Source organism: Spirosoma horti (genome assembly GCF_054776595.1).
Map to the genome: position 1 here is coordinate 797,931 of NZ_BAAHBQ010000003.1, position 14,025 is coordinate 811,955.

Consider the following 14,025-nt stretch of genomic DNA (forward strand, 5'->3'; position numbering starts at 1 on the left):
AGGGTTCAGGAATAGGAAACGTAACGTGGATCGCACGGGTGTCCGTGCGATCCACGTTGTCTTATTTGACTAGCAGAATATCATCGAAGTAGAACGTTTCATCCTGTTTATCAGGACCCTGGATTCTGAAGCCGACTTGGGTCAGGGTTTTGCCGGGTAGCCAGAAGTCAATGTCAGACAGCTTGAGTTTGAAGTAATTCCAGACACCCGCTTTTACATTGATTTTGTTTCTGTCGTCCGTATTACCAAATCCGGCTTTGCTGGCATCGGTTGTCAGATAGAGTGAGTAGTCGGCTGAGGCTCCTTTTATCCAGCCCGTTACGTAGGTGTAATCGGTGGAATAGGCAATAGCTGATCCTGACCAGTTGGCAAAACCCGCCAGGTGCCAGTTGCCTTTCTGGTAGGTTTTCCCGATCGAAGCCGTTCCGGTCATAAACTCTTTGGTCGATATCGCAGCCGCGTCGCCCCATGAGCCATCCTGAAAACCAGTTCCGTAGGTATCGGTAAAGATTTTATAGGCCATATCGAGGTTCACGAATTCCTGCTTAGTGCGAATACGCCCGGTGCCGTTGGTAATGCTCAGCGTACCCCGGCTGAGTGTGGAGGCTGGCATTTTAACGACCAACTGCTTTTGAGATTTTGACACAATGGTGGCCGCATCCGAAATGCCTTTTACCGAATCGGCAAAGGCAACCGCGGTTACGTCGCTCAGATTGTTGCCCGTGAGTGTAATTTCCGAGCCCTTCGTGAAGTCATAATTCGACACATCGGACACTGTTGAAAAGGCCAGAACTTTGAAATCTACAGAAACGGAACGACCGGCGCTGTTGGTGAAGGTCACCTTCTGCGTACCGCCCAGAGCCTCCGTTGGCACCCGGAATATGAGGGCGTTATCCGTATTCAGCGTCGGCTGGAACCCGGCGGGCACATTCTGTTTTTCGAAGACAATGGTCCGAATATCACCCAGGCCTGTTCCGGTCAGGGTAACAATGGAACCTCCAGCCGCCGAATCGGGCGCCATAGTCGTTGCAACAGGATTTCCGGGAGCAATTTGCGGAGTTCCGTCGGTATCTTTTTCGCAGGAGGTTATCCCAAAACCGACTAAGCCCGTCAGGAGGAACAAACCCGCTATTCGATTAAATCTAGTGAATTTCATTTGATTACGTTTTTAGGTAAGCTGGTTTATGGTTTGTTGCTGACAAACGGGAAAGCATTACTGACGACAAACCGCAAACTAGCCTGTGTTTATTTGTAATAAGGAACCGGATCTTTACCCAACTCAGGATCTTGTACGATCTCGCCGGATGGAATCGGCAGATACATTTTGTCTTCTGTGAAGTTGGTGATGTGGTTCGCTCCTGTCACGGTGCCCCGGTTTTGTTTCTCAATCATGGCTTTCGCTTTGGCAAAACCCTGACGCTGAATATCATACCAGTAATCGCCTTCAAACGCGAATTCAACCCGACGTTCGTGCAGAATATCATCTTGCGTGAATGATGTTTTGGGGGATAACCCAGCCCGGCTCCGCACTTTATTCAGCGCGTCCAGGGCTTTTGCGTCACTGGTCGAAGCGCCCCCTGCCAGGATGGCCTCGGCGTAGATGAGCAAAATATCGGCATAGCGAAGCAACACAACATTGTTTCCCGAGTTTTGACCCAGTACCGCATCGCCACCAAAACTTTTACCCGGTCCGGCAAAATATTTAACGATGTTCGAGCGGGTTGGCCCCTGGCTTCCGCCATCTTCTGCCGGCTGCAGGGTATCGTATTTGAAGCCGTTGGCCATAAACGCATTGTACTTGGGCGCATTAACCCGCTGCGGCTTCCAGTTCGGATTCGTCCAGCCGTGTTCCATCACCGACCATTTCCGACGCAGGTCACCAAACTCATACTCTTTCAGTAAATCCAGCGACGGAACATACATTTCCCAGGCATCGGCTTCGGCGGTACGGAGCGCACCAGCTCCCCGATCAGGATTTTTAATGTTCCCGGTCCCCCAGGGGTCCTGCGCCAGCTGGTGCTGGATCGAAAAGATAGACTCGGCATTGTTGTTCATGCTCATCTTGGTGAACATGCCGCTGTAATCGGCTACCAGACTGTACTTACCCGAGTTGATCACTTCTTCGGCTTTGGCTTTGGCATTTGCGTAATCCTTGCTGTAGAGATACATTTTCGCCATCAACCCCTTGGCCGCGTATTTGGTTACCCGTCCTGGTACATCTGATTCCGGCAAACCAGCTTCAGCCAGTTTTAGCTCTTCGAGTGCAAACCGAAGCACATCTTTCTGGATGTAGCGTGGAATGTTGAAGTCACCCGAGAGGGCGGTTGCCCCCGGATCGGTAATGATCGGCGCAGCGCCCCAGGTCCGGCCAATGTAGAAATAAAGCATTCCGCGAATGAAATGGCATTCGGCAATGGCGGGATCAAGGTAAGCCGCTCCACCACCGGCAGCTTTCTTTTCCTCAAAGGTTTTGATCATCACGTTGGCGTAGCCGATGATCTTGTAAAAGGCACCCCACGATGCACCGATCCGCTCTGAGGCTGAGGACACCGTAAAATTGAGGTACTCGACATCGGTGTACGTGAACATATTGCCCGACATCACGTCGCCTATGGCGTCCTGCGCCCGGCTTTCGTAGTTCCGCCAAGGTAATCCGCTGTAAAGCGTACTGGTGGCACCCCGTACTTCATCGGCATTGTTGTAATAGTTACCTGTGGTGGTGCCCGACAGCGACGGCCGATCGATGAAGTCCTTCGAACACGAAGACAGCAACATCGCCGGAAGCATCAGGGCATATAGTGGCTTGAGTTTCATATCAGTTTAATGTTGAATGATTAAGTGATTGAGTGCTTGAATGATTGTCGAATAACCTATTCAATCACTCAATCATTTTAGAACTGTAAATTCGCCCCTACAGTGAACGTGCGTGGGTTTGGATAGTGGCCCGTATCGACGTTCATCAGTTTGATGCTGTTGTTGAAAGCACCGATTTCGGGGTCATAGCCAGAGTAGCTGGTGAAGGTTTTCAGGTTCTGAATCGTCCCATATACCCGTAGGTTCGCAATTTTGGCTTTGCTCAACAACGCCTTCGGAAGCCGGTAGCCGAGAGTAATATTTTGAATCCGCATGTACGATGCATCTTCAATATACCGATCCGACATGGCCGTGTTGTTCTTATTGGTATTGGTGAAGCGTGGCAGCGCGCCAGTTTGATTGGCTTCCGTATACCGGTCGTTCACCGTCTTGAGCTGGTTAGTATAGGCATTGTTCAAGCCCTCCAGCTGCCAGCGCAGGAAGTTATACGCTTTGCCGCCCTGGCTGCCCTGCAGGAACAGCGAGAAGTCGAAATCACCGTAGTTCAGGGTGTTGGTGAAGCCCCAGCTAAACTTGGGTATCGGACTGCCAATAAAAGTCAGATCCTGCGCGTCGATTTTGCCATCGCCATTAATGTCCTTGTACCGGATATCGCCCAGCCAGGTCTCGTTTTGGTTGACCTTGTAGCCAAACTGCGGCAGGCTTCTGTCCAGATCGGCCTGCGTACGGAATAGTCCATCCGTCACCAGCCCCCAGAACGAACCAACGGGACGGCCGGGTGTGGTGTGCGTAATCAGGTAGTTATTGTAGTACACCTTACCGTCCAGAGCCGAAGCCGCACTGGCTGCCCGGTCATAGCTGTTGGTAAACTGGGTAAACACAACGTTGGTCTTCCAGCTAAAATTACCTTTCTTGATGTTGGTCGTTGTCAGCCCGATGTCAACCCCGGTATTCGTCATCTGACCGGCATTACCCAGCGGTGCTTTCAGGTCATCCCACTGATCGCCCACGCCAATCAGGTTCGGCCCGGTCAGGAAGATGATCATATCGGATGTCACTTTCTTATATACGTCGATGGTCGCGTCGATCCGGCCATTGAAGAAGCCAAGGTCTACACCCGCATTGGCAGTTTTTACCGACTCCCATTTCAGGTTCGGGTTCGGAATCCCATTGATCATGTTCGACGAGCCGAAGCCCACCGGACCGGAGAAGAACTGAACCGCGCCCACATAAGCCGGGTTAGGCGCTCCGCCGGGGAAGTTCTGGTTACCCACGATCCCGTAACCCAGGCGAACCTTTGTATAGCTCAGCACTTTGGAAATGTCGCCTTTCATGAATTTCTCGTTCGACACCGTCCAGCCCGCCGATACACCGGGGAAATAACCCCAGCGGTTGTTCGGTCCGAAGTTCGACGACCCATCGGCGCGGAAACTGGCCGACAGCGAGTAGCGATCGTCATAAGTATAGTTGGCGCGGGCAAAATAAGACTCCATCGCCCATTGGCCCTTACCCCCGCTCAGGCCCCAGGTTGTCTGGTCGGCGCTACCGGTGTTGAGGTCAAAAATGTTGGCCTGCAAATCCACCTTCGTACCCGAAATTGACTGGTAGTACGAGTTTTGTACCTGATGTCCCAGCGTTGCCTGAATCCCGTGTTTCTTGATATACTTGTTGTAATTCAGGTAGTTGGTAATCGAGTAGTAATAGCTATCCGACCGGGAGTCGATCAGTTTGCTACGGAACGATGTACCGCCCACGTTGCCCGCTTTCTGAAAAGCAATGTTGTTATCCTGCCCTAATGAGTACGATAATTCATTCCGCAACGTCAGGTCTTTCATCAGCTGAATTTCCGCATAGAGGCTCCCGAATATGTTGTTCGACGTTTTGGTATTGCCCCGGAACTGGCTGTTTCCAACCAGGTTGGCATTGTTGTATTGCACACCACCCACCGTTTGGCCACCACCCCACGAACCGTCCAGGTTTTTGACGGGTACCAGCGGGCTGGTCGATGCCCCATTCCAGATGGTTCCTTCGGCGGCATCGGCCAGGGATACGTTTTGAATACTGCGCGATACGTTGGCACTCAAACCCACTTTCGCCCAGCTTTTGAGTTGCGTGTCAAGGCTAAAGCGCGACGAATACCGCTTGAAATCAGACCCCAGCAGAATCCCTTTGTTGTCGAAGTAATTCAACGACAGGTAGTACGTCGTTTTATCGCGACCGCCCGAAAAACTCAGCTGGTGGTTGTTGATCTTGCCATGTTGAAACATAGCCTCCTGCCAATCCGTCCCTTCGCCCAGCAAGTCAGGATTTTTGAATTCAGCCGCCACCGGGTTTCCAATAATCGGCAGCACTTCGTTCTGATAACGGGCAAAGTCCCGAAGGTTCATTAAGTTCAACCGGCGAGCCACTTCCGAAACGCCTGTGTACATTTCGTAGTTGATCTTCCCTTCGCCCTGTTTTCCTTTTTTGGTCGTTACCAGAATAACGCCATTGGCTGCCTGCGATCCGTAAATAGCCTGCGCCGATGCATCTTTCAAAACATCGATCGTTTCGATGTCGTTGGGGTTGAGCATCGCCATCACGCTGTTTCCGGTTTGCCCATCGCCACCGCCTAGGCCTGCGTAACCTGTACTATTGGAGGTGTTTCCACCCACGAACGGCACGCCATCGATCACGAACAGGGGGTCATTGCTGTTGATGGACGTTACCCCGCGCACCTTAACCGAAACGCCACCGCCGGGCTGGCCACCGTTGCTGGTTACCGTTACACCGGCCGCTTTTCCCTGCAAAAGCTGGTCAATACCGGCCGCCGGAATATCCTTCAGATCAGCTGCTTTAACAGTCGTAATAGACGACGTTACGTCCGAACGCTTGGCTGTTCCATACCCAATAACAACGACTTCGTCTAATGACTGATCACCGCTTTGCAGCGTGATGTTGAGCGACGTACGCGTACCGACTTCAACCTCCTGCGTTTTCATTCCGATGAACGAAAAGACCAGTACTTTGGACCCGGCAGGCATATTGATCGAAAACTTCCCGTCAACATCGGTCGTAGTGCCCAGCTGTGTTCCTTTTACAGACACGGTTGCACCGGGCAGGGTATTCCCTTTTTCATCCGATACAACCCCTTTTATCAGGGCTTTCACATCGGATGTGCCGTTGATGCCAGCCTTCGTATCTTTCGTAGTCGCCAGAACAGCCTGATTCTTCATCGGGGCTATTCTGGTAATCGCTCGGTCCTGGGCACAGACAGTTAGCCAACTGCTCAGGACGACCGCGCCTGAAAGCATATGTTTAATCATAGTGGAAATTAATTGTGAACTAAGAATATAGAGAAAGTAGATATTACTGCTTATACCATACCTGATCGGCTCCTGTTGAGTCTGAAAACGCTATGCGATTGTGGGTATGGCTGGTTGTTTTTTCATGGGCAGCGAAATCATAACGGACGTTCCTTTTCCGATTTCGCTTTGCCACATAACCTGCCCGCCCAGGTAGGCAATGCGTGAGTTGATGTTGGCAATCCCATTTCCTTTTGACGGCCTGTTTTCAAAATCGCCCCCCTGCCCGTCGTCATCTACACTAATGAGGGTTTTTTCGTCACTGGCCATTATCTGCACGGTAACCGTCTGCGCATTGGCGTGTTTGAGGGCATTATTGAGCAACTCCTGTATAACCCGGTAAATCATCACTAGAGCCTCGTCGCTCAAGTCAGGCATTTCGCCATATTGTTCCAGGTATAACTTCGTCTGATTGACCAGATTGAGCTTCTGCACCAGGTCTTCCAGCGCCGGAACCAGACCAAAAGTAGAGAGCGCATAAGGCCGTAAATTACTGGAAATCAGCCGGGTTTCGGTGCAGGCTTCATCTAAAAACTGGTTTAAGGGTTCTTTCACGGACAAGGGTAACTGCTCCTGATGCGCTTCGACAAACAACTTGATTCGCGATAACTGGATGCCCAGGCCATCGTGTAAATCACGAGCAATACGGCTGCGCTCACCCTCCTGTCCTTCAATCATGGCCCGCAGGGACTTAAGCTCCAGTTGACGAATATGCTGTTGGGCAATGACGGTCTCCTGGTGTGCAATCAGCTTTTGCTGGCGACGTAGAAACACCAACGCGCCCACGCCTAACACGCTAATGATCAGACCGATGGCGAGCATCGAATTCAACACATGCTGGTTTCGGCTCTGTTCTTCAACCAATTGTTTTTCAACAGCCAGCGTTTTGATCTGACTATCCAATTCCTGCAAACGAATACTTTTTGTCTGTTCGGAGTTATAAAACTGGTTCGTAAACTCCTGCGCCTTCAACGAAGCTGCGTACGCATTTTTATAATCGCCCATTCGTGAGTAGCTGTCTGCAGAGTGCTTGGACAGTTCCCGCAGCATGGGCAGGTTATTTTCAGCTTCCGCTAACTGGTAACTTTTCTGATAAGCCTCAATCGCTTCTTTCGGATGATTTTTGAATTGCTCCACAATGCCCAGATAGAAGTAATTCAGAGCAATCAACCAGTTTATTTTCAACTTTTTTGCCATGACCAAGCTCCGGCTGGCAAAGTACTGGGCCGAATCAGGCTGCTTGTTCCGCGAGTATGTATTGGCCAGCAAATTCAGCGCATAGGCCTGAGATTGCGGCTGTTTATAACGCTCGCTTATTCGTTCCACCCGTCGAAGCTCCGTTAATAAACCGGCGGGTATGGGCTTTTTATTCTGCGCAATATTGGCCAGTACCAGCTGACTCTCAATGACTTTAGGCGTATTTTTTGTTCGCTCAAAATATTGCAGCGCTTTATTCAGGTATTTTTCGGCAGCGGGCTGCATGAAATAATCATGCGTGTAATACTCACCAATTACAATGTGCTCATTGTAATATCCCAGCGAATCGCCTACCAGGCTGTAGTATTTTAACCCATTTAGGTAGGCATCGATGGTGTACTTGTTGTAGCCATACTGATGGTGATAAAGCCAGCCCAACGATTCGCACGATTTAGCCGCCTGACCGTATTTTCTATCCAGTACTAACTGATCAATTTTTCTCTTCAGACTGTCTATCGCCGACGATTCGGATAAGGCCCACCCCTGTTGCATACAGCCGCATGTTCCCAGAAAGAGAACAGCCAGTATCCATTTTTTAGGAAGCAGGCAAAGCCGGAGAGAAATCGTCATTGGTATAGACAGTAGCACCAAATACAGATCAATTAATCGATATACTGCATTTCCATGGCGGTCTTGATCAGCAGAGCCGTGTTTGGAACACTAAATTTCATAAGCAGACTACTCCGGTGAAACTCGACCGCTTTGGCGCTAACGAACAGTTGGGAAGCCATTTGCTGGGTCGTCAATCCTTGCGCCATCAGCAGTAAGACTTCCGATTCACGGGGCGTCAGGTTTGGCTTCAGGCCCGCTCCCACCGACGATTTCTTTGCCTTGGGCCCATCATTCAACAGAATGTGTGTGATAGTCTCATTGAAATACTGCTTCTCGTGATGTACCGTCTGAATCGCCTGTAATAACTCCGTTTTGGTCGTATTTTTCAGTAAGTAGCCCTTTGCTCCTTTCTTGACGACCCGTTTGATCAGGCTGGCATCGTCGTGCATGGTCAGCACAACCACTTTCGTTTTCGCGTAGCTACGCGTGATATACTCACACAGGTTAAGCCCATCTTCAATCTGTGGAAACGAAATGTCCAGCAGCACTACATCCACCACCGACTGACTTAACCGATCCATGACCGATTGAACGGTGTAACACCGCTCTGTTACCTGAATATCGGGCGAGCCTGAAATGAGTGATGCAATCCCCTCAACAAATACATTATGGTCATCGGCAATCAGCACCCGTATCATGTATATTTCGTTTCATATGGGTCAATAACAGCTAGAACACAAGAATAACAGCTAATTGATCCCTCTCAAAAGCCTTTTTATCGGTCAACTCTTTCTTCACAGATTACTAAAAATCAGTTACAAAATTTAACGGATAACGTATTTAGTTGGACGATATAAATAAATAGAACTTTGTTTAGCAAAATTAGGATTAACCTGACCATACATAGAATAGTGAAAACCCGACTTCGTATAAATTTAGGGTAAACCCTAGCTAGCGGCCGGATTGAAAAACGAGAAGCGGCCTGGGAACACAGGTAAATCAGCGCTTGTCTATAGCACTGAACCAATAAGTTTTAACGGGTTGATTGGGACGTTTCTACAGCCCTGCAGCGGACTGCCATCTACCCTTAAAATGAGTGGGAAGAATCGGTCTGGTTCACCACAGCGGCAGTATCTGTACCTACAGGCCCCCAGCCTGAATCATCGGGTGAAGGTGCCCGAACAGTATCGCAGTTTTCGAGCCGTTGCTGAAGAGCCTTTATTTTCCCATCTTTCTGATTCAGACTTCGCTGGAAATCAATAGTGGCATCTGCCAGACGCTGGTTTCGCTGCGATGCTACCATCACTAATGCCGCAATGCCTAACAGTAGTATAATAACTACTGCCAGGAGAGAATAGACTACTCCTCGGCTTACAGTAGGCATGACATAGTGGAAAAGATACAAATTAACGAAAAGCAGTGACCATAAAAAAACCTGCCAACCGTTGGGTAGCAGGTTTTTTGATCAGGTTGTTTATGCGATTAGCGGGCAGCGCCGTAATCCTGTCCGGCACTTTCCGGAAAGTTCTTCATGATACTGGTGATCGTTTCGCGGAAAGCCTGATCACGATCCCGCTCCTTGTTGCGGTTGTTCAGCTGTCCCGTGGCCCAGCCCTGCCAGATGATGTCATTAGTACGCGCATCCGACACGTTCACGACAACGCGATTTTCTTCATATTGACGAGAGTAAACGTTGTTGCCCATACCACCGTACCACCACGAATAAGGCGAGTACATGTTGTTGGACTGAATTTGCTGCTTGTCTTTAGAATCCATGAAGAACCGGACAACCAGATCAGCTTCGCCCTGGGTTACGGGTTTATAACCACGCGCTTTAAGCGATTGATCGAGCGCATCGGCAATCCGACGCTGGTTCAGGTTACTGCCCACAATGGGGTCAGCATTGCGCTGGCGATCAGCTTCGATACGATAAGTGGCAAACTGCCGAACGTTTACTTTAGGATCGTAATCGTATTTGACCGTAATGGCCGGAGCGCAGGACGCCAGCGTACCGGCGACTAACAAACTGGTGATTATGCGGTTAATTTTCATTTTTTTGAATCGTTAGATGGTATCGAACCGATTAGTAAACGTTGAAAAAAAGCTGTTCGTATATACTATCAAAATAACTAAAAACGAGCTTTATTCGTTCGTATGGGTTAACCCGTTTACCAGATCAGCGGGGCAAATAAACGACTGTAAATCAATGAAATAAAATGATTTAAGGATTTTTTAACTGACACTTAATCCAGAATAAATAAAGCCACTACCCGCACGGGTAGTGGCTTTATTTATTACTCGGTATTCAGACGCGGTTAGGCGCTGGCCAGCGCTTCGGCACCGCCCACAATTTCGAGAATCTCGGTCGTGATGGCTGCCTGACGGGTCCGGTTGTACACCAGGCGCAGCTCTTTCAGAAGCTCACCCGCGTTTTCCGTTGCTTTATCCATAGCTGTCATCCGGGCACCATGCTCTGATGCGTTCGAATCCAGAACGGCTTTATACAACTGAATTTTGATCGTTTTTGGAATCAACTCCGTAATAATTTCTACTTCGGAGGGTTCAAAAATGTAGTTGATTGAAGCGGCTGGTGTGCCTGTGCCTGATGTCCCCGGCTTTTCGGCGGAAACGATCGGCAGCATTTGCTCCGTCCGTACAATCTGCATGGCAGCATTTTTGAACTCATTATAAATGACCTCAACAACATCGTAACGACCGTTGGCAAACCCTTCCATCGCTTCTTCTGCCGCCGTCCGAACGGTGGCAAAACTCAGCGAGGTAAAGGCATCGACATGCGACGTATTGACCTTAAAACCCCGGCGTTGGAACGCTTCGGCGCCCTTTTTACCAATGGCCATAATCTCGACATTACCTGAACGAGCCTGCGCCGAATATTTCTCATCCATGACAGTCAACGCGCCTTTCACCACGTTTGTGTTGAAGGCACCGCATAAGCCACGATCTGAGGTCACCACGATCAACAGAACGCGCTCAATTGAGCGAGCCTGCTTATATGGGTTCTCCGATGCGGTTTCTGCCCCGGCAGAAACCGTTCCGAGCATCTGGCCCAGTTTCTGAGCGTAAGGTCGTAATTGCGTAATATTATCCTGCGCACGACGTAGCTTGGCGGCCGCCACCATTTTCATGGCTTTGGTGATTTGCTGAGTCGAGTTAATGGACGAAATCCGAGCGCGTACTTCTTTTAGTGATGCCATGTGTGGTATTCGGCTTGCGGTTTACAGTTTATGGGCAGCTACCCATAAACTGTAAACTGAAAACCATATTAATAATTTGCCGAAAGGTCAGCCGCTACTTTTTTCAACGCAGCCGTAGCTTCGTCAGTCAACTTACCGGCACGCAGGTCATTCAATACAGTTGGGTGCTGTGCACTCAGGATCATACTGAACTCGCTCTCGAACTCTTTCACTTTGTTGACAGGAACCCGGTCAAGCAGACCGTTGGTTGATGCATAGATAATGGCCACCTGCTGCTCAACGGGTACTGGCGAATACTGAGGTTGTTTCAGCATCTCCTGGTTCCGGCGACCCCGTTCGATGGTCAGTTTGGTCGACGCATCAAGGTCAGAGCCGAATTTCGCGAATGCTTCCAGCTCGCGGAACTGAGCCTGATCAAGTTTCAGCGTACCCGCTACTTTCTTCATCGACTTGATCTGGGCATTACCACCCACCCGCGATACCGAAATACCTACGTTGATGGCCGGACGGATACCTGAGTTAAACAAGTTCGACTCCAGGAAGATCTGACCATCCGTAATCGAGATTACGTTGGTTGGAATATAAGCCGATACGTCACCAGCCTGCGTCTCGATAATTGGCAACGCCGTCAATGAACCACCGCCTTTCACCCGGTCTTTCAGACTTGGGGGTAGGTCGTTCATCGTTTTAGCGATGTCGTCGTTCTGGTTGATTTTAGCAGCCCGCTCTAACAAACGGCTGTGCAGATAGAACACGTCTCCTGGATACGCTTCCCGCCCTGGTGGGCGACGCAGCAGCAGAGACACTTCACGATAGGCAACCGCCTGTTTCGACAGATCGTCATAAACAACCAGGGCAGGACGACCCGTATCACGGAAAAACTCGCCAATGGCGGCACCCGTAAACGGCGCGAAGAACTGCATCGGCGATGGATCAGATGCGTTAGCCGCCACGATTACAGTGTAATCCATAGCACCCGCCTTACGCAGTGTTTGCTCCACTTGCTTAACGGTCGATGCTTTCTGACCGCAGGCAACATAGATACAGAACACAGGCTGTCCTTTGTCGTAGAATTCTTTCTGGTTGATGATTGTGTCAATAGCCACCGCCGTTTTACCTGTCTGGCGGTCACCAATGATTAATTCCCGCTGACCGCGACCAATGGGGATCATGGCGTCGATCGCTTTGATCCCTGTTTGTAGCGGTTCCGTTACGGGCTGGCGGAAAATTACGCCCGGTGCTTTACGCTCCAGCGGCATTTGATACAATTCACCCTGAATAGGACCCAGACCATCAATCGGCAAGCCGAGGGTGTTTACCACGCGGCCCAGAATGCCATCACCAACGTTTACGTAGGCAATTTGATCGGTACGCTTAACGGTATCACCTTCTTTGATTTCTGAGTAATCGCCGAGCAAAACTGCTCCGACGTTATCTTCTTCCAGGTTCAGAGCCATTGCCTGAAGTCCATTGTCGAAAGACAGCAATTCGCCGGCCTGCACTTTCGAGAGGCCGTAGATACGCGCTACGCCATCACCGATTTGCAGCACCGTACCGACTTCTTCGAGTTCAGCCTCGGTTTGTGTTCCGGCCAGTTGCTGGCGAAGGATGGCTGATATCTCGTCGGGTCTTACGGATTCCATATGTGTATAATGAGAATTTAATGTTGTTTTTTCGGCCGCAAAGGTATGATTAAAAACTGATAAAAACGAGATAAAATACAGAAACAACTGCTGAATGTTAGACTTTTCCGATAACAGGCCAACCGAAACTCAGCCACTTACCAAAGCCCGTAAACCGTTCATCCGATTTAACAGTATTTAAAGTGGCCAAATTTGTCATCTGCCAATCTTTTCCACTACTTTTAGTTAGGTAATCCTTTTCAGAAAGAAGTCTTTTGGCCAGGTTACCTGCACACTCTTTTTCATTAAACCGAACCCTATCTAAACTTTTATCCTACTTATTCACGTTTAAATAGGGTATTACGTTTCCTTAATATTACACCCCCGTTTCGTTTTCGCATGAAGTTCAACAAATGGATGCTGGCCGGTATGGCGTCAGCCGTTTTTGTCGCCGGTAGCGCGACTGCCCAAGTAAAGAAATCAACTGTAAAGAAGGCTACACCAGCCAAATCAGCCACAGCCGCCAAACCAGCCACCGCTGGATCGGGGATGGCCTCCACTCAAGACTCTGTTAGTTATAGTATTGGGGTGTTCATGGCACAGAACCTTAAACAACAGGGATTGAATGACCTCAATAATGCCTTGCTGATGCGCGGCCTGCAAGATGCGTTGAGCGGTCAATCCACCCTGTTAACCCAGGAACAGTGTAGTCAGGTAATGAATGGATTTATGCAGAAGCAGATGGCCATCCGGAATGCAGAAGGCATGAAGGCATCGACTGAAAATAAAAAAATTGGTACGGCTTTTCTGACAGAGAACAAAGCGAAGCCTGGGGTAGTTACTACCGCCAGTGGTTTGCAGTACTCGGTCGACAAAGAAGGAACCGGCGCTAAGCCAACGGCTACGGATCGGGTAAAAGTACATTATACCGGCAAAACGCTGGATGGTAAGGTTTTTGACAGTTCGGTAGAACGTGGTCAGCCTGCCGAATTCGGTGTGAATGAAGTGATTAAAGGGTGGACAGAAGCCTTGCAATTGATGCCTGTTGGCTCAAAATGGAAACTGTACATCCCATCAGAGTTAGCGTATGGAGACCGTGGCGCCGGCGCCGATATCAAACCCGGCTCAACATTAGTCTTCGACGTAGAGTTGCTTGATATTGTTAAACAATGAGTGAATGATAGAATGACTGACTGATTGAATACCATCTGGCTACCTATT

Annotated in this window: 10 protein-coding genes; 1 reads left to right on the top strand and 9 read right to left on the bottom strand. The window is 49.6% G+C overall.

What is annotated here, in order from left to right; genetic code table 11:
• Positions 1–61: 61 nt before the first annotated feature.
• The 9 genes from ACYVAM_RS11075 to atpA all read right to left on the bottom strand — a co-directional run bounded on the left by ACYVAM_RS11075 (position 62) and on the right by atpA (position 12,825).
• A complete protein-coding gene (locus ACYVAM_RS11075; RefSeq protein WP_461066846.1) occupies positions 62–1,156 on the bottom strand; it encodes an IPT/TIG domain-containing protein in 1,095 nt (364 codons plus the stop codon).
• A gap of 89 nt (positions 1,157–1,245) precedes the next feature.
• A complete protein-coding gene (locus ACYVAM_RS11080) occupies positions 1,246–2,814 on the bottom strand; it encodes a RagB/SusD family nutrient uptake outer membrane protein (RefSeq protein WP_461066848.1) in 1,569 nt (522 codons plus the stop codon).
• 77 nt (positions 2,815–2,891) lie between these two features.
• Positions 2,892–6,119: a SusC/RagA family TonB-linked outer membrane protein gene (locus ACYVAM_RS11085; RefSeq protein WP_461066850.1), complete on the bottom strand. Its 3,228-nt coding sequence runs from the start codon at positions 6,117–6,119 to the stop codon at positions 2,892–2,894.
• Positions 6,120–6,209: 90 nt separating this feature from the next.
• Positions 6,210–7,985, bottom strand: a complete 1,776-nt coding sequence (locus ACYVAM_RS11090; RefSeq protein WP_461066852.1) for a sensor histidine kinase — start codon at positions 7,983–7,985, stop codon at positions 6,210–6,212.
• Positions 7,986–8,017: 32 nt separating this feature from the next.
• Positions 8,018–8,665, bottom strand: a complete 648-nt coding sequence (locus ACYVAM_RS11095) for a response regulator (RefSeq protein ID WP_461066854.1) — start codon at positions 8,663–8,665, stop codon at positions 8,018–8,020.
• Positions 8,666–9,054: 389 nt separating this feature from the next.
• Positions 9,055–9,351, bottom strand: a complete 297-nt coding sequence (locus ACYVAM_RS11100; protein WP_461066856.1) for a hypothetical protein — start codon at positions 9,349–9,351, stop codon at positions 9,055–9,057.
• A gap of 98 nt (positions 9,352–9,449) precedes the next feature.
• Complete coding sequence (locus ACYVAM_RS11105; RefSeq protein WP_046375685.1) at positions 9,450–10,019, bottom strand: DUF4136 domain-containing protein; 570 nt, start codon at positions 10,017–10,019, stop codon at positions 9,450–9,452.
• Positions 10,020–10,282: 263 nt separating this feature from the next.
• Positions 10,283–11,182 carry an ATP synthase F1 subunit gamma gene (gene atpG / locus ACYVAM_RS11110; RefSeq protein ID WP_461066858.1) on the bottom strand — a complete coding sequence of 300 codons (900 nt, stop codon included), beginning with the start codon at positions 11,180–11,182 and terminating at the stop codon, positions 10,283–10,285.
• 68 nt (positions 11,183–11,250) lie between these two features.
• The gene (gene atpA / locus ACYVAM_RS11115) at positions 11,251–12,825 is read right to left on the bottom strand and encodes a F0F1 ATP synthase subunit alpha (RefSeq protein WP_461066860.1); all 1,575 of its coding nucleotides are present in this window, start codon (positions 12,823–12,825) and stop codon (positions 11,251–11,253) included.
• 378 nt (positions 12,826–13,203) lie between these two features.
• Between atpA and ACYVAM_RS11120 the strand changes: the two genes are divergently transcribed.
• On the top strand, positions 13,204–13,977 hold the full coding sequence (locus ACYVAM_RS11120; protein ID WP_461066862.1) for an FKBP-type peptidyl-prolyl cis-trans isomerase: 774 nt from the start codon (positions 13,204–13,206) through the stop codon (positions 13,975–13,977).
• Positions 13,978–14,025 lie beyond the last annotated feature (48 nt).